This window comes from Pseudomonas sp. AL10, assembly GCF_029960685.1.
Classification (GTDB): domain Bacteria; phylum Pseudomonadota; class Gammaproteobacteria; order Pseudomonadales; family Pseudomonadaceae; genus Aquipseudomonas; species Aquipseudomonas lactis.
In genome coordinates this window covers 52,118-71,178 of the sequence record NZ_JASBQZ010000019.1, presented here as the reverse complement: position 1 = coordinate 71,178, position 19,061 = coordinate 52,118, and the positions used below count along the sequence as shown (strand labels likewise).

The following is a 19,061-nucleotide window of genomic DNA, read 5'->3' as shown; positions in this document are numbered from 1 at the left end:
TCGGGTAGCGCCTTTTTTTTAGCCAGAACTGTCAATTCTGACAGTAGGCGGGAGAGGAAAAATAGGACTCACTTAAGGGAGTTCCTTGGCCGGGTTGGGCGGGTCGAGGATACCTACCTCTTTTGAACACGGAGTTCTGAAAATGGCCAAGCAAACCTCCACTCCTGAAACCCCCTCAAGTACCGACAATGCGCTAACGTCTTCAATTACGCCACAGCCGCAGGCGTTGGAAGTCGACGCGCCAATCATCTCCAGTGAGCTGTACGGGACGATTACAGCAGAAGCGATGGAGAAGGACTCATACCTGACTGTCGACTCGCGCATGGACAGGTTGGACATCACCGTAAAGTTCAGCATAAAGGAGGCGCCAGAGATCCGCTTGAATGATGTTGTTGACTCAAGCGGGCAGCCGGGTGCCAGGGAAATCCTGATTCCGCAGAAATACTTGACCATGTCCATGGGGTACACACTGATCGTATGGTACGAGGGCACAGTGAGCGGTAAACCAGCCGTTTCACTGACCAAGGAAGTGGGGGTGACTTTTTACTCTGCAGAACAAAGTAAAGCGCTTGCGCCTCGATTAAGAGATGAAAAGATATTCCAAAATACGCCCACCTATGACATGCACGATCACAAAGGCGATGAGAGAGTTGAAATACCTATTCCTCCACTTGCCCAAGTTGGAGATAAAATTTACTGCAGTGTCGTTATTGAGCAATTCAGTGGAAAACCCGTTTTCTATATCGTGGCTTATGGGTATGCATTAACGCTTGAAGATATAGCATCAGGCGAAAAACTTGAATTTCCGATTCCTCGTGGTTGGCTGGCACGTCAAAAGCCACGTTACGAGTCAATTACTTGTCAGGCTGCCTGGATCACCAGTGGCGAGGAGCCCCAACCGCCGGCTGAAGTTGAAAATCCTGATGAAGAGACCCGGCTTCCCAGGAACGCTCTTCAAATCCAACATCGTCGTACCGCTGCTTTCATTGGGGATCAAGGCCTGGAGAATTTGCCGCCGCCCCATTTGCGGCAATCTGCGTTTTTCGACGATAAGTGGTGCCTTAACCCGCAACTCACCAAAAACGGGGGCAATGTGGACGCGCCGGAGCTGGACACGTACGCAGGTGATCAGATCTGCTTCTACGTGAGCGGCCCCGGCTACGGATCGACGTCACTTGGCTGCGTAGAAATTCAAAACGATGGAGAGCAGGCATCGGTCAAGTTGCCACGCTGTGTGATTGCCTGTTTCTTTAACAAGCCGATGGCGCTGAGCTATACCGTTCGATTTCCTAACTTGATGGGGCCTGAACCGCAGTCGCCGGACCGAGTGGTCAATGTGCTGACGCCTAGACTTTCCCCGTCGGAGATTACAGAGGCGACTCACGGTAAGGTTAATCTCAATATTTTCTCTGAGGACGCGACGGCGTTTGTTCAGATAGGGGATTATGCCACCTGCGCCAATTATTGCTGGGCGTGGATCACAGGGAAGTATGAACACGGAAGTGACTACCGGTCCGATATTCTGATCAAGGAGCCTGTTATCGAGGACTGGATGAATAAAGGTATTGAAACAATTATCCCCAGAGATAAGCTGCAAAAAATGGACGATTGCAGTGACTTTGAACTGCATTTTGCCTTTAGCTTCTGCGAAGCCTGTGATCGATCAGACGCTATTGAAGCTCCGGCTGCGAAATTCCATATCATCCAGGAAGACCTGGTGCTGCTCCCACCCACCGTCGACAAGGCGCAAGACAATGAATTGGAGCCGTGGAACGCTCGGGATGGCCTGGAAGTGACTGTCAGTTACCTGCGTATGAATGAACAACATGAGATCGCTCTATGTTGGCAGAGACCCAACGGACTCTACTGGACACTGGAGCCTCAGCGCGGCAGTCGTGAAGGCGATGTCAAGTTTCGCCTGCCTGCTGAAGCAGTGATCGAGAGCATGGGTGAAACGGTGGAAATAACTTACACCGTGATCACCAAATGTAGGGAAGCACAGACTTCAGCGCCGTTGAGTTTGAAGATCAATCTGCCCACGCGTCTGGAAACGCCAAACGTGTTGGAAGCGACACCACCTGGGGTTGATCACGGCATTTTGGACATGCGGGCAATTACCGGCAATGCCAACTCCTTCGAAGATCCAATGTGGTTCTTACGAAAAGGGCAGAAGTGCTGGCTGCGGGCGACAGGGACAGATAGAAATGGTTTTTCTTACACGTTCGATGTCTATGCGAACAGAATCGTCACCGATGGAGAGGCGACTAACGGGGTGGCGGGTCCTATCCAGCATGCCTTGCTGGACAGACTAAAAAACAACAGCACCTTGACCCTTGCTTTCAGCGTGTCCACGCAGGGCAACTTGAAGGAAAACGTGGTGTGCCCATTGCGGGTGCTGACCGTCAAAGCTGTATTGAATGACTTTACTCCGTTTATAGGTGGCAATTGGAACAGCTGGAGGCTCGGTAGTGCAGCCAATGGTGAACTGGTTTACGGGTCACATGCGGGAAAATCTTGCTTAGTCAATTGGACACATCGTCCAGCTGTTTTGGGAGTGCTTCTATATAAAGACTTTACTGGACTTGAGGTTAATCGTAGATACGAATTCAGCATGATCGCGTGCTCGCTCAATGCCACACCGGCACTCCCCAAATTATCACTGCGGACGAATGCGGGAGCTGTTACAAACGTCACTACGTTCTCCAGTACGGCGTGGGCCCCACTCAAGGGCTCGTTCGTCGCCAGCGCAGAGTCAATGCGGTTGGAGATTTTGAATCATGAGGGGGCGGGATACGGCAATGATTATGCGTTTACGGATATCCGAGTGCATGGTTAGCAGCCGCTAAATTCGCTGTTGCTGAAAAAGGCGCCTATCTGGGATAGGCGCTTTTTTAAAGTTTATTTGGGGCCCAGTATCTTAATTAACTTCTCCGGCGACGGAGCCCCTTGCTGCTGCTGCAACCCACCCTTGTCATCCAGATAGAAAATCGCCGGCGTCGCCGACAACTCCAGTTCATCCATCAACTTCATATTCGCATCAAGCTTGGCCTCTACCTCGGCCGGGATCTTTTCCAGCGCCTTGAGCTTGCTGCCCTTGCCGGCCGCTTCGTGGTCTTGCAGGGCTTTTTGCGGGTCTTTGGCGGCGAGTAGGGCGGCGGATTTGCCGGGGCTGTCTTCGCGGATGATGCCGACCATGATGTGGCGCAACTGCACCTTGCCGGCCTTGACCCACGGGCGGGCCTGTTCCCAGAACATGTTGCAGTACGGGCAGTTGGGGTCGCTGAACAGGTAGATGGTGCGCGGGGCGTTTTTGTCGCCGTCCTGGATCCAGCTGCTGTTTTCCATCTTGGCCCAGACTTCCTTGGCCATCGGCGCGTACACCAGTTTTTCCAGGGGCGCGGTGCTCAGGTCATTGCCCTGGGCGTCGTACAGGTTGCCGGCGATGACGTTTTTGCCGTCGGCGGTCAAGTACAGGGCCATGCCACGGTTCTGGTACTGGGCTGCGTAGCCGGTGAGGCCGCTGGGGGCGTCGAATTTGCCGATGATCTTGGCACCTTTGGCTTCGATCTGTTTGATCGGGGCCGGCAGGTCTTCGGCCTGGGCCAGCGCAGCGGCTAGCGTCAACGGCAGCAGGGTCAGCAGGTGGCGGAGGCGAGGCATGTCGGTTTCCTTATCGTGGCGTTGTCGAAGGGTTCCATGGCGCGGGCCAGGCTGGCTTCGGAGAGTTCGCCCAGGTGGCTGTTGATCAGGCGCCCATCGGCTTGGTAGAACAGCGTAGTCGGCAGCGCCATGGAACCCACGGCCTGGCCGAGGCGGCCGCTGGCGTCGAACAGCACGTTGTCCAGGTTCAGACCCTGGGTGGCCAGGTAGGTGCTGACGCTTTGCATGCTTTCGGCCTGGTTGACGAACAGGAAGGTCACGTCGGGGCGCATGCGCTGGGCGTTTTCCAGCACCGGCATTTCGCGTCGGCACGGCGGGCACCAGGTGGCCCACAGGTTGATCACCAGCGGGCCGCCCTGATAATCGGCCAGTTGCACCACTTCGCCATTGGCGTTGCGCAGGGTGATGTCCGGCAGGCGCGTGCCTTTTTCATACAGGCTCAGGGACAGGCTGGTCATGCCCCAGAACAACAGGCCGGTGATTACCCCGGCGCTGAGCGGCTTGCGCAGGGCCGGGCGACGCCAGCCGTACGCCAGCGCGCCGAGGATCAGCGCGATGATCCCAGGCCAGGCGAGAAAGCCGCCGTCACGCAGGTCGACCATCTCCACCCAGTCGTTGCTGTAATAACTCCAGTACATCAGCACAAAGCTGACCCGGGCGGCGAGCAGGCCCAGCAGAAACAGGCTGAACAGCACCGACTCCGGGTTCTCGCCGCCGCGCTTGGCCACGCGCCAGCCCACCAGGGTGGCGAGAATCAGTGCGCTGATCAGCAGGATGTGATTCAGGGCGATGGCGAAGGTGCCGATGGTCAGGGTCAACATCAGCGCGCGTCTCGGGTTTGTGTCCAGCGTTGCAGGAAGGCGGCGGCGTCTACTTCGCCGGTGATGCGTTGGGCGCGGCGTTCTTCACCGTCCGGGCCGATCCACACGAAGCTCGGTGGCCCCGGCACTTTGTAGCGGCCCAGCAGCTCGCGGCTGGCGGCGTTGTCGGCGGTGACGTCCAGGCGTAACAGGCGCACGTCTTTGAGCGCGTCCATCACCTCGGGTTTGCCGAACACCTGTTTTTCCATGATCTTGCACGACACGCACCAGTCGGCGTAGTAGTCCAACAGCACCCACTGGCCCTGGGCCTTGGCGCTGTCGAGTTGGCTTTGCAATACTGCCGGATCGCTGACCGTGGTGAAGGCATCGTGAGCGCTGGGTGCATCGGCGACCCGAGAGCCGCTGTAGACCTTCAACGGTTGCCACAGCTCATCGCTGCCACCGGCCGCACCCACCACCAGCACCGCGCCCCACAGGCCCAGCACCAGGGAACCGGCGCCAAATACCTTGGCCGCCAGGCCGGACTCACGGGCCAGCGCCCAGCCACAGTACGCCATCACCAGCGCCAAGGCGCCCCACAGGCCGATCCACAGGCTGTCGCCGACCACCGGGCGAATCATCAGCACCGCAGTGCCCAGGAACAGGAAGCCGAAGATGCCCTTGAGCACGTTCATCCAGGTGCCCGGCTTGGGCAGGAAGCGATTGCCCACGGTCACCAGCAACAACAGGGGAATGCCGATACCGATGCCCATGGCAAACAGGATCAGGCCACCGTGCAGCGCATTGCCGCTCTGGGCGATGTACAGCAGGGCGCCAGCCAGGGGCGCGGTCATGCACGGCCCCACCAGCAGGCCGGACAACGCGCCGAGCACACCGGCACCCACCAGGCTGCCACCGCTTTGCTGGCGGCTGACGTTATCGAGGCGGTCGCGCAGGAAGGCGGGCAGTTGCAATTCAAAGAAGCCGAACATCGGCAGAGCGAGCAGCACGAACAACGCCGCAAAGCTGCCGAGGATCCACGGCGTTTGCAAAAGTGCGGCAAGGTTGGCGCCGAGCAACGCGGCCATTACCCCCAAGGCGGCATATACCAGCGCCATGCACACCACGTAGCTGCCGGCCAGGGCAAAGCCACGGCGCGGGCTGGCGCCACTGCCCACCACCAGGCCGGCGAGGATCGGCAGCATCGGCAACGAGCAAGGCGCAAACGCCAACAGCAGGCCCAGGCCGAAGAACACCAGCAGGCTCCACCCCAGGCTGCGCTGCTGCAGGCCGCTGGCTAGGCTTTGATCCTGGGCTTGCGCGGTGGCGGCGACGGCCGGGTTGCCGCCCAGGTCCACGGTGATCGACTGCGGTGGATAGCACAGGCCCGCATCGGCGCAGCCCTGCCAGCCGAGCTTGACCTGGCCGGTGGTGCCGGCGGGGATCTTCACTTCCAGGCCCTGGCGATACACTTGCTGCTCGCCAAAGAACTCGTCGCTATGGGCTTCACCCTCGGGCAGCACGGGCTTTTCGGCCAGGCCGTCGAACTTCATGCGCTGCTGGTACAGGTAGTAACCGTCGGCAATCTGCCAAAACAGCTGGGTTTCGCCGCTTTCAAGACGTTCGGAGGTAAAGGCGAAGGCTTTGCCCACCGGGAGGAAGTCGGGTTTGGTTTCGAAGGGGCTGCCCGGCGCTGCCTGGGCGAATCCCGCGAACAACACCAGCAGAAAGGTAAACAGATGCCGCATGGTCAAGCCTTAGTTCGATGCAAGTGAGGCACACAATGTGTGGCGTTGATTAACCGATGATTAACCACCGCTATTCTAGAGCGTAGGGATTATCCGGTGTTGCGAACTTTAGCGGCATAATGCGCGCTTAATCCGTGGCTTTTCTAATCGCGCCATCTTTCATGAAGGGTTAATCATGCACGTACTGGTCTGTGAAGACGACGAACTGATCGCCAGTGGCATCGTAGCCGGCCTGACCGCCCAGGGCTTTACCGTGGAGCGCGTGGCCACGGCCTCGGCTGCGCGGGCGATGCTCAAGGCCGCCGCCTTCGACATCATGGTGCTCGACCTTGGCTTGCCCGACGAAGACGGCCTCAAGCTGCTGCAACAACAGCGCAGCCAGGGGTTGGAGATTCCGGTGCTGATCCTCACCGCGCGCGACTCGGTGACCAACCGCGTCGACGGCCTGCAAGCCGGCGCCGACGATTACCTGCTAAAGCCCTTCGACCTGCGTGAACTCGCTGCTCGCCTGCAAACCCTGCTGCGCCGGGTGGCGGGGCGCAGCGTCAACCTGATCGAACATGGCCGCCTGGCCTATGACCCCAGCAGCCGCGAGACCTTCCTCGGCGGCCAGCCGGTAGATTTGTCCCGGCGTGAACAGGCGTTGTTGCAGGCGCTGTTGCACAACAAGGGGCGCGTACTGTCCAGCGAACAGCTCAAGGACAGCGTCTACGGCTTCAGCGACGAACTGGAAAGCAACGCCCTCAACGTGCATATCCACCACCTGCGGCGCAAGTTGGGCAACGGCATCGTCGAAACCGTTAGAGGGCTGGGCTATCGCCTGGGCACGGCTGACGGGGGAGACAACACGCCGTGATGAGCTTGCGTCTGCGCCTGACGTTCAAGCTGGGCGCCGCTTTTGTGCTGATCTGGGTGCTGGCGGCCGCCTGGATGCTCAACGATTTGCGCAACCAGATGATGTTTTCCCTGGACCAGCGCCTGGTGGCTTCGGCGCGCATGGTGGCCGGGCTCACCGAGCAGATGCCGGGCCTGGCCAGCGTCAGCGGTGGCGCGCATTTGCGCACCGAACAACTGAATGTGCCGGGCGGCATGGCCTGCCAGGTCAGTTCCTTGCGCGGCGAGATCCTGGCGCGTAGCCATACCACGCCGGAGGAAGGGCTGGAGTCGCGCCGCAGCGGTTTTCGCGACCAGATCATCGACGGTGTGGGCTGGCGCAGTTTTACCCTGTCCCGTGGCGACCTGCTGATCACCACCGCCGACCGCCAGGTGGAGCGCGAAGCCCTCAACCTGTCGATCCTGCTGGCGGCGTCGGTGCCGGTCGGCGTGGCGTTGCTGGGCTGCCTGTGCCTGCTGTGGCTGGGCATCGGCCAGAGCCTGGTGCCGCTCAACCGTATGCGTGACGCGCTGATGCGGCGCAGTGTCGACTCCCTCGAACCCTTGCAGATTCACCCGCTGCCCAGTGAACTCAAGCCGTTGCTCGACACCCAGAACCAACTGCTGCAGCGCATTGCCAAGACCATCGAGCGCGAACGTCGCCTGACCGGTGACGCCGCCCATGAACTGCGCAGCCCGTTGACCGCGATCAAGACCCACCTGCAAGTCGCGCGCATGACCGAGGGCGCGGCCCGCGACCAGTCCCTGGCGCACGCCGAGGAGGGCGCCGACCGCTTGCATCGCACCCTGGAGCAACTGTTGTTGCTGGCGCGGGTGGAAGGCAGCCTGTCGTTTGATGATGGCTTGCAATCGAGTGCCGAGGAAGTCGCCCGGTTGGCGATCCAGGATGCCAACGCCGGTGACAATTCCCGTATCGATCTGATCCTGGCGCCGGATCTCTCCCACGCTCCGGTAGAAATGCCCGTGGGCCTGGCCGTCGCGGCCTTGCGTAACCTGCTGGACAACGCCTTGCGCCATACCCCCGCCGAGACTCGCGTGGAACTGCAGGTATTTTCTACCCCGGATAACGTGGTGTTCCGCGTGCGTGACCATGGCCAGCAGATCTCCAGCGAAGACCTGCAATACCTCACCCAACGCTTCTGGCGCAATGGCAGCAGCGAAGGCTGTGGCCTGGGCCTGGCGATTGTCCAGGCGATTGTGCAACGTTGCTCCTGCTCGTTGCATTTTGACAGCCAGCCCGACGGTATGCGGGTCGACCTGGGCATGCCGTTGCGGCGCTGAACTGACTTTTCACGTGGCAAATAATTACCGCCCGCCTGAGGCTCAAGCCTTCAGGATGGCGGTAATTTTTTTGCGCTTGAACGGGCCGAATGAGTCGGCCTGAATTGAAAAGGACCGTTCTTATGTTGGTGATCGACACCAGTTTCCCCGCCAGGGATTTTAACGACCGCCGCGGCGAAACCGTGCAACAGGTGGTTTTGCACTACACCGCTTCGCCCTTTGCTTCCTCGCTACGCACCCTCACTCAAGATGGCGTCAGCGCTCACTATCTGCTGCCCGACCCTGATGAACCCAGCTACCGCGCCGCCGGTTATGAAGAACTGCGGGTGTTTCGCCTGGTGGACGAGGGCCAGCGCGCCTGGCATGCAGGCGTGAGCTATTGGGCAGGGAAGGCCGACCTCAACAGCCGCTCGATGGGCATTGAAATCGTCAACCTGGCGCGGGATGACGCGGGCGTCTTTACCTTTCCTGAATATGCACCAGCGCAGGTTGATGTATTGATTGAATTGCTTCGCGACCTGCTGGAACGTTATCCGCAGGTCGGCCCTACTGACTGGCTCGGGCATTCGGACGTGGCCTACTGGCGCAAGAGCGACCCAGGGCCTCGGCTGCCGTGGCGGGTGCTGCATGAAGCCGGCATCGGGGCCTGGTTTGATGAGTCGACCCGGGCGATGTACCAGCGCCGCTTTTGTCTCGGCTTGCCGCCGGAAGTGGAAGTGGAGCGGGCGTTTCAGCGGTATGGCTACAAGCCCGCGCAGAATCGCCAGGCCTTTGAGCAGCGTACCCGAGCGTTCCAGATGCACTTTCGGCCACTGGATTATTGTGGGTTCCTGGATGCAGAGACTTGCGCGATCTTGTATGCACTGAACGAAAAGTACCGTGGGATTTGATGCCGAGCACTGTTCAAATGTGGGTCCCCCATGTGGGAGGGGGCTTGCCCCCGTGACGGCCTGACAGCCGACGTCGATCTAACTAACGCGCCGCGATCCAACTGTGGGAGCTGGCTTGCCTGCGATGACGGCCTGCCAGCCGACACTGTTATACCGAGTACATATCCATTGCTGCGGTAACGGCCACTTAGGGTTCCGCTCTGACAGCGGGTCGGGTCACTTTTGGAAGGACCGGAATGCCGGCCCAGCCAAAAGTAACCAAAAGGTCCTCGCCCCAAATCACTGGCGGATTACGGCCAGCGTGGTTTAACGGGGCGCCTGAGATCAAAAGCAGATCAAGAGCGGCTCGCTTCGCATCGTGGTTAGCGGTGGCTGCGGCGAACTGCATAGTCGGTAAATATCCGACCAACCTCCTAAATCCCCGTGCACCTGAAGCGTCTCCACAACAGGAAATCCGTGCGCATGCCCTTGGGTCAGACGCCAACGGATCGGCAGTTTGGTCACCATCATCAGCGTATTGAGGGATCCAGAGATGTCAGTCGCTACCAGCCGTATCGAAGACGCCCCGGTGCAGGCCGCGGAAACGCTCTATCAGTTTGACGAAAGCCCGCTGCTGGCCCGTCAGCGCCAGCAGGAATCCAACGCCCGCAGCTACCCACGGCGCATTCCCCTGGCGCTCAAGCGCGCCAAGGGCATTTATGTGGAAGACGTGGAGGGGCGCCGGTTCATCGATTGCCTGGCCGGTGCCGGCACTCTGGCGCTGGGGCATAACCACCCGGTGGTGATCCAGGCCATCCAGCAAGTGTTGAGCGACGAACTGCCCCTGCACACCCTGGACCTGACTACGCCGGTCAAGGATCAATTCGTGCAGGACCTGTTCGGTTTGCTGCCCTCGGAACTGGCGCGGGAAGCCAAAATCCAGTTCTGCGGCCCCACCGGTACCGATGCGGTGGAAGCCGCGTTGAAGCTGGTGCGCACCGCCACCGGGCGCAGCACTGTGCTGTCGTTCCAGGGCGGCTATCACGGCATGAGCCAGGGCGCGCTGAGTCTGATGGGCAGCCTGGGGCCGAAGAAACCCTTGGGCGCATTGCTCGGCAATGGCGTGCAATTCCTGCCCTTCCCGTATGACTACCGTTGCCCGTTCGGCCTGGGTGGCGCTGAGGGTGTGCGGGTCAACCTGCATTACCTGGAAAACCTGCTCAACGATCCGGAAGCCGGCGTGTTGCTGCCAGCGGCGGTAATTGTCGAAGTGGTCCAGGGTGAGGGCGGTGTGATCCCGGCGGACCTCGACTGGCTGCGTGGTCTGCGCCGTATAACCGCGCAAGCGGGGGTGGCGTTGATCGTCGATGAAATCCAGAGTGGTTTTGGGCGTACCGGCAAAATGTTTGCCTTCGAACACGCCGGCATCATCCCGGACGTGGTGGTCATGTCCAAAGCCATTGGCGGCAGCCTGCCGCTGGCGGTGGTGGTGTATCGCGAGTGGCTCGACACCTGGCTGCCGGGTGCCCATGCCGGGACCTTTCGCGGCAATCAAATGGCGATGGCGGCGGGCTCGGCGGTGATGCGCTACCTCAAGGATCACGACCTGGCAGGCCATGCGGCGGCCATGGGCGAGCGCCTGGGCGAACACCTGCGCATCCTGCAGCGCGACTTCCCGCACCTGGGGGATATCCGCGGGCGTGGGCTGATGCTGGGGGTGGAGCTGGTAGACCCGACTGGCACGCCTGACAGTCAGGGCCACCCACCGGTGCATCGCCAGTTGGCACCGCTGGTGCAGCGCGAATGCCTCAAGCGCGGGCTGATCCTGGAACTGGGCGGGCGCCATGGCAGTGTGGTGCGTTTCCTGCCACCGCTGGTGATCACCGCTGGCGAAGTCGACCAGGTGGCCGAGATTTTCGGGCGCGCCTTGGCGGCGGCCGTGGCCAGCGTCTAATTTTCCAGGCCCTTGGTACGTTTCTACAGATATCAGTGCTGCGCGTGGTGCGCAGCCAGCCTTTGAGCGACGGAGAACAGCAATGACCTCAGTATTTGACCGCGACGACATCCTCTTTCAGGTAGTGGTCAACCATGAAGAACAGTATTCGATCTGGCCCGACTACAAGGCCGTGCCAGAAGGCTGGCGCACCGTGGGCAAGAGCGGCATGAAGAAAGAATGCCTGGCCTACATCGAGGAAGTCTGGACTGACATGCGCCCGCTGAGCCTGCGCCAGAAAATGGATGGCGCGGCCCTCGCCAACTGATTCACCCCAATACACTGTAGGAGCGAGCTTGCTCGCGAAGAACGCAAGAACGCCGCGTTTACCCTGAATAAACGCGGCGTTCTGAAGTTTTTCGCGAGCAAGCTCGCTCCTACAGGGGGGTGTGGGTGTAAAGGTAATCCGTCGCCAACGACGCCAGTGTCCTCACGCCCACCACCAATGCCGACTCATCCACAAAGAACCCTGGGTTGTGATTCGGCGCCGCCTTGCTCATGTCCTGGTCCCTTGGGGTCACCCCCAGGAACACAAACAGACCCGGCGCTTCCTTGGCATAGAACGAGAAGTCTTCGGCGCCACCTACCAATGGGCCTTGCACCACATCATCCTGAGCCGCCCAACGCAGGCTCGGCAGCATTTTCTCGGTCAGCGCCGGGTTGTTGATGGTGGGGTCGTACTTCTCGATGATTGTCACTTCGGCCTTGGCGCCACCGCTTTCGGCGATTTTCTCTACGGTTTGACGCACGTCTGCATGCAGCTTCTGACGAATGCCATAGTCGTAGGAGCGAAGGGTGCCGCTCATGTCCACCGACTCGGGGATGATGTTGTAGCGAGTGCCACCGTTGATGGTGCCGATGCTCACCACAGAGGGGAATGACGAAATATCGGTACGGCGGCTGACCACGGTCTGCAGGCCGACAATGGTTTGCGCGCCGACGGTGATCGGGTCGATACCGTCCCAGGGGCGGCCGGCGTGGGTCTGTTTGCCGAGGATTTTGATGCGCAGGTCATCGGAGCTGGCCAAAGTCGGGCCCGGGCGATAGGCGATTTGCCCGGCAGGCACACCGGCCCATACGTGCAGGCCAAACACCGCATCCGGCTTGGGCGCTTTCATTACGCCTTCCTGCACCATCATCTTCGCGCCCCAGGTGTTCTTGCCGTCGGGGATAAAGTCGCTGGGGCCTTCTTCGGCCGGTTGGAAATAAAACACCACGGTGCCGGGCAGGCGCTCGCGCATCCCCGTAAGAATCTTCGCAGTGCTCAGCAGGATAGCGGTATGTGCGTCGTGGCCGCAGGCGTGCATCACGTCGACTTCCTTGCCCAGGTAGGTGCCCTTGGCTTTGGAGGCGAAGGGCAGGTCGGCGACTTCCTTGACCGGCAGCGCATCCATGTCGGCGCGCAGGGCCACGGTCGGGCCGGGCAGCGCACCTTTCAAGATGGCGACGACGCCGGTGCGGGCCACCCCGGTCTTCACCTCAAGGCCGAGTTCGCGCAACTGTTTGGCGACCAACTCGGCGGTGCGGGTTTCGGTATTGCCCAGTTCGGGGTGGGCGTGGATATCGCGGCGGGTTTCCAACAGGCTGGGTTCGAGGATTTTTGCCTGGGCGGCAATTTCCTCCCGGGCACTGTCCTGGCCGCTGCTGGCGGCAACCACGGCATTGCTCGCAACCGCGCCGAGCAACCCCAAAACCCATTGGTGTGTAAGACCGTTCATTCGCATACCAACCTCTCCTTGCTTATTGTTGTGGATCTTTCTCCTGCACGCTGCCGGCGGTCAGCACCTGCACGCTCAAGCGCGGCGTTGCCAGGTCCAGCCCGGCTTCATCCAGGTGCCGTTTGAGCGACAGGTTGAACGCCCGCGACACTTCCCACTGCTTGATCGGCGCGGTCTTGAAACGTGCGCGCAGGATCGCGCTGCCGGACTCGAAACTTTCCACGCCCTGGATCTCCAGCGGCGACCAGATATTGCGGCGTTGCAACGGGTCGTTACGCATGGCGTGGCCGACCTCGCGCATCAGTTTGATCGCGTCGTCGATTTCCATGTTGTAGGGGATCGCCACGCGGAAGATCGCGTAGCCGAACTCCCGGGAGTAGTTCTTGATGCTCTTGATTTCGCTGAACGGGATGGTGTGCACGATGCCGTCGATATCGCGCAGGCGCACGGTACGGATGGTCAGGCCTTCCACCGTGCCGAGGTGGCCGCCCACATCCACGTAGTCGTCGATGGCCAGGGAGTCTTCGATGATGATGAACAGGCCGGTGATTAAATCCGCCACCAGCGATTGCGCACCAAAACCGATGGCGATACCGATCACACCCGCACCGGCCAGCAGGGGCGTGACGTTCATGCCCATGTTCGCCAGGGCGACGATGGCGGCGATGATGAAAATGGTCACGAACAGCACGTTGCGGATCAACGGCATCATGGTTTGCGCGCGGGCGTTGGCCAGTCCTTTGCGCGAGCGCGTCAGGGCGTGGTGGATCGCGGTGTCGCTGAGGATCCAGATCAGCCAGGCAAACAACAAGGTCCCACCGAGGCCGAACAGCTTTACGGCTATTTCATGGCCTTCACCTTCGGTAAAGCGAATCATCGACAGGCCCCAGACCCGCAGCCCCAGTTCGATAAATACCAGCCACACCACCAGGTGCACCAGGGTGTAGACAAAGCCTTTGAGGCGCTCGGAATACAGCGCATGGCGCTTGTGCCCGCGGTGCGGCTTGAGGGCGTGGCGGCGCACCAGGCCGTTGATCACCATGCACAACACCAGCAGCACCGTGCACAGCAACGACTGGCGCAGGGCGGTGCTGGTGTCGCCGGCCGACAGGAAGGTGGCGAACAGTGAGATGCCCACCAGCAGAAGAGCCGGGATGTACCAGAAGGTGCCGATGATCGACAGAGTATCGGTGAGGGCGCGGCGGGTCAGTCGGCGCGACAGCGGCTGGTTGCGGATCAGGTGCGCAATCGGACGGCGGAACCGCAGGATAAATACCCCGGTGGACAACGCCGCCATGACATTGGCCACGGTCGCGGCGGTGTGGGCCAGATGCTGGCCGAGCGCGGCAACCAGGCGCGGGTCGCTCAAGGCTTCACCGAAGGCGGCAAAGCTGCCGATCCACCACAGCGGGCGGAACGCCTGATGGCGCAGGATATACAGGGCACGGTGGCGGTGCGGGCCGTCGAGTACGGAGAAGGCAATCACGCAGATGGCCGAGAAGCAGGTGCCGACCACCAAGGCATAGGCCAGCACCATGGCCAACGATTTACCCAGGGATGAGGGCAGGGCGTAGCTCAGGTACACCGTGATCACCAGGGCGATCAGCCATGGGCCCAGCTTGCGCAGGGCGAAGCGCAGCATGTCCCAGGTGCGCGGGTGCTGGGGCAGCTCTTCGGGCAGGCCGAAACGCTCGCGCACCCGATGGCTGAGCCAGATCAGCGCAGCGGCCAGCAGGCTCCATACGGCCAGGATCACGGCAAAACCGAAGATGATCGGCAGCCATTCGCTGGCCGGCAGCATCAGGGCGCCCAGTTCATCCTTGGCCAGGTCGACTTCATTGGACCAGCGCCCCAGCGGGCTGTCGGCGCCGGAAAACTGCTGCTCAAAGCCCGACAGCGTACTGCCGATCAACCCGAGTACCCCGAGTTCGGCGGCGGGCTGGGCCTTTTGCGTGGCGGCGCGCAGTTTCTTCAGGTCGCTGAGCAACTGGGTGCGTTGCTGGTCGTTTTCCAGGGTTTTGATCACTTCGTCCAGCGACTGCCCCAGGGGCACTTCCGCCTGGGGTTGGGTCTTGCTGGAGCCGCCCAGCATCCCGGGCAAGCCCACGGCTTGGGCGGGCATCACTGGCAGCAGCGTGAGCAGGGCGATCAGCAGGTAGCAGGGCAGGGCAAACAGACGGGAGAACACGAGGCGGTCAACCTTGAAAACGACGAATTGACCGAGTGTACGAGGCCGCTATGCCCAATGCGAGCGCATTTGTCACTGCGCCAGTTTTGCGAGGATCTTGTAGAGCACGGTGCCAAGGATCAACAGCATGCCGATCCACATGCCAAACACGCCCAGAGGCTTGTCACGAAAGTTGAAGCCGACCGCGAGCATGATCATGCCGATCAGGATGGGGATCAGCATGGAGTGGAAGGAGGACATTGAGATCATGGCGGGGGCGGCCTTGTCGGACTGGAAGTTCTGACAAGTCTAGGCCGGATTGGCAGAAGTGCAGTTGATGTGAGTCAGATAGCCTTACATCTGTTTGGAAACCCATCGCGGGCAAGCCCGCTCCCACACTGAAATGCATTCACAGATCAAATGTGGGAGCGGGCTTGCCCGCGATGGGCGCGCCTCGGTCTCAGGGTAAATCGCGACTGGCGTAGAACGCCCCCAGCACCTTGACCAGGTGCGCCAAGTCATGGCTGCCGCACAGCTCGCGGATCGAGTGCATGGCAAAGGTCGGCAAGCCGATGTCCACCGTACGCACGCCCAGGTGGCTGGCGGTAATGGGGCCGATGGTCGAGCCACAGCCCATGTCGCTGCGTACCACGAAGCTTTGCACCGGCACTTCCTGGGCCATGCACAGGTGGCGGAAGAACCCGGCGGTTTCGCTGTTGGTGGCGTAGCGCTGGTTGCTGTTGACCTTGATCACCGGGCCGGCGTTGAGTTTCGGACCGTGGTTGGCGTCGTGTTTCTCGGCGTAGTTGGGGTGCACGCCGTGGGCGTTGTCTGCCGACACCAGCAGGGATTTCTGAATGGTGCGTACGAATTCTTCACCTTCGGGCAGCAGGCGACGCAGGGTCTGTTCCAGCATCGGGCCATCGGCACCGCAGGCTGAGCAGGAACCGACTTCTTCGTGGTCGTTGCACACCAGCACGCAGGTTTCATCGGTGTCGCTGGTGAGCAAGGCCTGCAAACCGGCGTAGCACGACAGCAGGTTGTCCAGGCGCGCACCAGCGATAAAGTCGCCATTGAGGCCGATCACGGCGGCACTTTGGGTGTCGTAGAAACTCAGCTCGTAGTCGAGCACCACATCGGCATTCAACCCATGCTCGCGGGCCAACTGCTCGGTGAGCACGGCGCGAAAGTCCACGCGCTCGTCACCGGCAAACTGCGCGAGGATCGGCGGCAGCTCGGTCTGGGCATTGATCGCCCAGCCTTGGTTGGCTTCACGGTTGAGGTGAATGGCCAGGTTGGGAATGATGGCGATCGGCAGCTTGAAGTCGATCAGTTGGCTCTCGACCTTGCCATCGCGGCGGAAGGTGACACGCCCGGCCAGGGACAGGTCGCGGTCGAACCAGGGTGCCAGCAGCGCGCCGCCGTAGACTTCCACACCCAGTTGCCAGAAGCCCTGGCGTTGCAGCTCCGGCTGGGGCTTGACCCGCAGGCACGGGCTGTCGGTGTGGGCGCCGACCATGCGGATACCATCTTGCAGCGGCGATTGGCGGCCGAGCTTGAAGGCGATGATCGAGGAATCGTTGCGGGTCACGTAGTAGCGACCGTTGGCCTCGGTGGCCCAGGTGTCGCGCTCGTCGAGACGCTGGTAGCCGGCGGCTTCCAGGCGCTGGGCCAGGGCGGCAGTGGCATGAAAAGGAGTAGGGGAGGCCTTGAGGAAGTCGATCAGGCCTTGATTCAACGCTTCGCGCATAAATAGCTCCAGACAGCAGTGGCGAGAGTTTACCGTATTGGCCAGATATTTGGAGTGAGCGTGCAGGGTCGAGAACCACACCAAACCCTGTGGGAGCTGGCTTGCCTGCGATAGCGGTCTTTCTGTGCAAGATGTATTGGCTTGCACGCCGCTATCGCAGGCAAGCCAGCTCCCACATTTGACCGCATCCGCCCTTCAAAAAGGCGCTGGGCACTCGAAGCGCAGGCGCTCGCCGCTTTGCGGATGGGTGAAGCTGAGCATGCTTGCATGCAGGCACAGGCGTGGCCAGGCGGCCAAGGCTTGTTCATGGGCGTACAAGCCATCACCCAGCAACGGATGCCCGATGGACAACATATGCACGCGCAGCTGATGCGAACGCCCGGTGATCGGTGTCAACTCCACGCGGCACCAGTCGCCGCAACGCTCCAGCACTTTCCAGAAGGTCAGCGCATGTTTGCCGAACTCATGGTCCACCACATGGCGGGGCTTGGTCGGCGGGTCGTAGCGCAGGGGCAGGTCGATACTGCCGCTGTCCAGTGCCGGTTGGCCCCAGGCCAGGGCGGTGTAGGCCTTTTCTGTTTCGCGGTCGTGAAACTGGCGGGACAGTTCGCGGTGGGTATCCGCGTCCCGGGCCAGCAGGATGATCCCCGAAGTTTCCCAGTCCAGGCGATGGACGATGCGGGCTTCGGGGTAGCCGTTTTCCTGCAGGCGGGTGATCAGGCAGTCCTTGTTGTCGTCGGCGCGGCCAGGCACCGAGAGCAGCAGGGTGGGCTTGTTCACCACCAGGACAGCGTCGTCCTGATGCAGGATATGGATATTGGACAGCGGCATTAAACAGCCTCGTAACAAACACCAACGGCGGCTCCACTGACCGCCCCCTCACCCTGTAGGAGCGAGCTTGCTCGCGAAGAACTTATCGGCACTGCGTTCATTGAGGTTAAACGCGGTGTTCTCAGGTTTTTCGCGAGCAAGCTCGCTCCTACAGCAGTACAGGGCCAGGTAGCAGAGCCGCCGTGGCGACCGCCCGTTCGATCAACGATCGGGCAGGGTGATATTGAGTTCCAGAATCGAGCAGCTGCCGTCATTTTCCAGGGCGACATGCACGTCATCGTTGCCGATATTGACGTACTTGCGGATCACCTCGACCAGTTCCTTCTGCAAGGCTGGCAGGTAGTCCGGGGTGCTGCGTTGGCCGCGTTCGTGCGCCACGATGATCTGTAGACGCTCTTTCGCGACCGATGCGGTACTGGGTTTTTTGTTGGCGCGAAAGAAGTCGAGAAATTTCATTGTTTAGTTGCCTCCAAAGATACGCTCGAAGAATCCCTTCTTCTTGACATCGAGGAAGCGGTGTTCCACGGTCTTGCCCAGCAAGCGATCCACGGCATCGCTGTACGCCTGGCCGGCGTCGCTCTGGTCGTCGAGAATCACCGGTACGCCCTGGTTGGATGCTTTCAGCACGGCCTGGGATTCCGGAATCACGCCCAGCAGGGTCACGGCGAGGATTTCCTTCACGTCTTCAACACCGAGCATTTCGCCGTTGTTGACGCGCTCCGGGTTGTAGCGGGTGAGCAGCAGGTGCTCCTTGATCGGGTCTTGGCCTTCTTCGGCGCGCTTGGACTTGCTGGCCAACAGGCCGAGCATGCGGTCCGAGTCACGTACCGAGGACACTTCCGGGTTGGTCACCACGATGGCTTCGTCGGCGAAGTACATCGCCAGGTGAGCACCGGTTTCGATACCGGCCGGCGAATCGCATACTACGTATTCGAAGGTTTCCTTGAGCTCGGCGAGGACTTTGCCCACGCCTTCTTTGGTCAGCGCGTCTTTGTCGCGGGTCTGGCTGGCGGCCAGCACGTACAGGTTCTCAAGGCGCTTGTCCTTGATCAGGGCCTGTTGCAGGTTGGCTTCGCCGTTCACCACGTTGACGAAGTCGTACACCACGCGACGCTCGCAGCCCATGATCAGGTCAAGGTTACGCAGGCCGACGTCGAAGTCGACGATGACTGTCTTGTGGCCGCGCAGAGCGAGGCCGGTACCGATAGCGGCGCTGGTGGTGGTCTTACCCACACCACCCTTGCCGGATGTAACCACGAGAATCTTGGCCAAGGTGTTTCACCCCTAAGGAAAAAGGACTTTCGGTCCCTGAAAAACATCTCTTGAAACTCGCCGCAGGCGGACAGCCTT

Annotated in this window: 16 protein-coding genes; 6 read left to right on the top strand and 10 right to left on the bottom strand. The window is 60.8% G+C overall.

Annotated elements, in window-relative coordinates; translation table 11 throughout:
• Positions 1 to 142: 142 nt before the first annotated feature.
• Positions 143 to 2,836, top strand: coding sequence for a hypothetical protein (locus QK296_RS18265; RefSeq protein ID WP_169855997.1), 2,694 nt, complete (start codon positions 143 to 145; stop codon positions 2,834 to 2,836).
• Between the two features lie 62 nt (positions 2,837 to 2,898).
• On the opposite strand, the gene dsbG is transcribed toward QK296_RS18265, so the two are convergent.
• From dsbG to dsbD, 3 genes are read right to left on the bottom strand one after another with little or no spacing between them, the layout of a single operon-like run.
• Positions 2,899 to 3,660: a thiol:disulfide interchange protein DsbG gene (gene dsbG, locus QK296_RS18260; RefSeq protein WP_192001662.1), complete on the bottom strand. Its 762-nt coding sequence runs from the start codon at positions 3,658 to 3,660 to the stop codon at positions 2,899 to 2,901.
• Positions 3,636 to 4,481 carry a TlpA disulfide reductase family protein gene (locus QK296_RS18255; protein ID WP_034136092.1) on the bottom strand — a complete coding sequence of 282 codons (846 nt, stop codon included), beginning with the start codon at positions 4,479 to 4,481 and terminating at the stop codon, positions 3,636 to 3,638. Before QK296_RS18255 ends, dsbG begins: the two co-directional genes overlap by 25 nt.
• A complete protein-coding gene (gene dsbD, locus QK296_RS18250) occupies positions 4,481 to 6,208 on the bottom strand; it encodes a protein-disulfide reductase DsbD (protein ID WP_137204237.1) in 1,728 nt (575 codons plus the stop codon). Before dsbD ends, QK296_RS18255 begins: the two co-directional genes overlap by 1 nt.
• Positions 6,209 to 6,383: 175 nt before the next feature.
• Between dsbD and QK296_RS18245 the strand changes: the two genes are divergently transcribed.
• The 5 genes from QK296_RS18245 to QK296_RS18225 all read left to right on the top strand — a co-directional run bounded on the left by QK296_RS18245 (position 6,384) and on the right by QK296_RS18225 (position 11,513).
• Positions 6,384 to 7,064 carry a response regulator gene (locus QK296_RS18245; RefSeq protein WP_003192855.1) on the top strand — a complete coding sequence of 227 codons (681 nt, stop codon included), beginning with the start codon at positions 6,384 to 6,386 and terminating at the stop codon, positions 7,062 to 7,064.
• Positions 7,064 to 8,383, top strand: coding sequence for an ATP-binding protein (locus QK296_RS18240; RefSeq protein WP_003192853.1), 1,320 nt, complete (start codon positions 7,064 to 7,066; stop codon positions 8,381 to 8,383). Before QK296_RS18245 ends, QK296_RS18240 begins: the two co-directional genes overlap by 1 nt.
• A 122-nt stretch (positions 8,384 to 8,505) precedes the next feature.
• On the top strand, positions 8,506 to 9,273 hold the full coding sequence (locus tag QK296_RS18235) for an N-acetylmuramoyl-L-alanine amidase (RefSeq protein ID WP_003192851.1): 768 nt from the start codon (positions 8,506 to 8,508) through the stop codon (positions 9,271 to 9,273).
• Between the two features lie 532 nt (positions 9,274 to 9,805).
• Positions 9,806 to 11,206, top strand: a complete 1,401-nt coding sequence (locus QK296_RS18230; protein WP_057709802.1) for an aspartate aminotransferase family protein — start codon at positions 9,806 to 9,808, stop codon at positions 11,204 to 11,206.
• Positions 11,207 to 11,288: 82 nt separating this feature from the next.
• On the top strand, positions 11,289 to 11,513 hold the full coding sequence (locus QK296_RS18225; RefSeq protein ID WP_003192847.1) for an MbtH family protein: 225 nt from the start codon (positions 11,289 to 11,291) through the stop codon (positions 11,511 to 11,513).
• Between the two features lie 109 nt (positions 11,514 to 11,622).
• Here the strand turns inward: QK296_RS18225 and QK296_RS18220 are convergent, their stop codons facing one another.
• The 7 genes from QK296_RS18220 to minD all read right to left on the bottom strand — a co-directional run bounded on the left by QK296_RS18220 (position 11,623) and on the right by minD (position 18,983).
• Positions 11,623 to 12,969 carry an amidohydrolase gene (locus tag QK296_RS18220; protein ID WP_282391150.1) on the bottom strand — a complete coding sequence of 449 codons (1,347 nt, stop codon included), beginning with the start codon at positions 12,967 to 12,969 and terminating at the stop codon, positions 11,623 to 11,625.
• Positions 12,970 to 12,985: 16 nt separating this feature from the next.
• Entirely contained in the window at positions 12,986 to 15,151 is a 2,166-nt protein-coding gene (locus QK296_RS18215) for a mechanosensitive ion channel family protein (RefSeq protein ID WP_282391149.1), read from the bottom strand.
• Between the two features lie 72 nt (positions 15,152 to 15,223).
• The gene (locus tag QK296_RS18210) at positions 15,224 to 15,400 is read right to left on the bottom strand and encodes a hypothetical protein (protein ID WP_282391148.1); all 177 of its coding nucleotides are present in this window, start codon (positions 15,398 to 15,400) and stop codon (positions 15,224 to 15,226) included.
• A 190-nt stretch (positions 15,401 to 15,590) separates the two neighbouring features.
• Entirely contained in the window at positions 15,591 to 16,880 is a 1,290-nt protein-coding gene (locus QK296_RS18205) for a M18 family aminopeptidase (RefSeq protein ID WP_003192841.1), read from the bottom strand.
• A 195-nt stretch (positions 16,881 to 17,075) separates the two neighbouring features.
• Positions 17,076 to 17,711: an RluA family pseudouridine synthase gene (locus QK296_RS18200; protein ID WP_003192838.1), complete on the bottom strand. Its 636-nt coding sequence runs from the start codon at positions 17,709 to 17,711 to the stop codon at positions 17,076 to 17,078.
• 201 nt (positions 17,712 to 17,912) lie between these two features.
• Positions 17,913 to 18,167 (bottom strand): cell division topological specificity factor MinE, encoded by a 255-nt coding sequence (minE, locus tag QK296_RS18195; protein WP_003175252.1) that lies wholly within the window; start codon positions 18,165 to 18,167, stop codon positions 17,913 to 17,915.
• Between the two features lie 3 nt (positions 18,168 to 18,170).
• Positions 18,171 to 18,983, bottom strand: coding sequence for a septum site-determining protein MinD (gene minD / locus QK296_RS18190; RefSeq protein ID WP_003192835.1), 813 nt, complete (start codon positions 18,981 to 18,983; stop codon positions 18,171 to 18,173).
• Positions 18,984 to 19,061 lie beyond the last annotated feature (78 nt).

Coding starts and splice junctions, on each gene's coding strand:
- QK296_RS18265 (WP_169855997.1), top strand. CDS start 143: ATGGCCAAGCAAACCTCCACTCCTGAAACCCCCTCAAGTACCGACAAT.
- dsbG (WP_192001662.1), bottom strand. CDS start 3,660: ATGCCTCGCCTCCGCCACCTGCTGACCCTGCTGCCGTTGACGCTAGCC.
- QK296_RS18255 (WP_034136092.1), bottom strand. CDS start 4,481: ATGTTGACCCTGACCATCGGCACCTTCGCCATCGCCCTGAATCACATC.
- dsbD (WP_137204237.1), bottom strand. CDS start 6,208: ATGCGGCATCTGTTTACCTTTCTGCTGGTGTTGTTCGCGGGATTCGCC.
- QK296_RS18245 (WP_003192855.1), top strand. CDS start 6,384: ATGCACGTACTGGTCTGTGAAGACGACGAACTGATCGCCAGTGGCATC.
- QK296_RS18240 (WP_003192853.1), top strand. CDS start 7,064: ATGAGCTTGCGTCTGCGCCTGACGTTCAAGCTGGGCGCCGCTTTTGTG.
- QK296_RS18235 (WP_003192851.1), top strand. CDS start 8,506: ATGTTGGTGATCGACACCAGTTTCCCCGCCAGGGATTTTAACGACCGC.
- QK296_RS18230 (WP_057709802.1), top strand. CDS start 9,806: ATGTCAGTCGCTACCAGCCGTATCGAAGACGCCCCGGTGCAGGCCGCG.
- QK296_RS18225 (WP_003192847.1), top strand. CDS start 11,289: ATGACCTCAGTATTTGACCGCGACGACATCCTCTTTCAGGTAGTGGTC.
- QK296_RS18220 (WP_282391150.1), bottom strand. CDS start 12,969: ATGCGAATGAACGGTCTTACACACCAATGGGTTTTGGGGTTGCTCGGC.
- QK296_RS18210 (WP_282391148.1), bottom strand. CDS start 15,400: ATGATCTCAATGTCCTCCTTCCACTCCATGCTGATCCCCATCCTGATC.
- QK296_RS18205 (WP_003192841.1), bottom strand. CDS start 16,880: ATGCGCGAAGCGTTGAATCAAGGCCTGATCGACTTCCTCAAGGCCTCC.
- QK296_RS18200 (WP_003192838.1), bottom strand. CDS start 17,711: ATGCCGCTGTCCAATATCCATATCCTGCATCAGGACGACGCTGTCCTG.
- minE (WP_003175252.1), bottom strand. CDS start 18,167: ATGAAATTTCTCGACTTCTTTCGCGCCAACAAAAAACCCAGTACCGCA.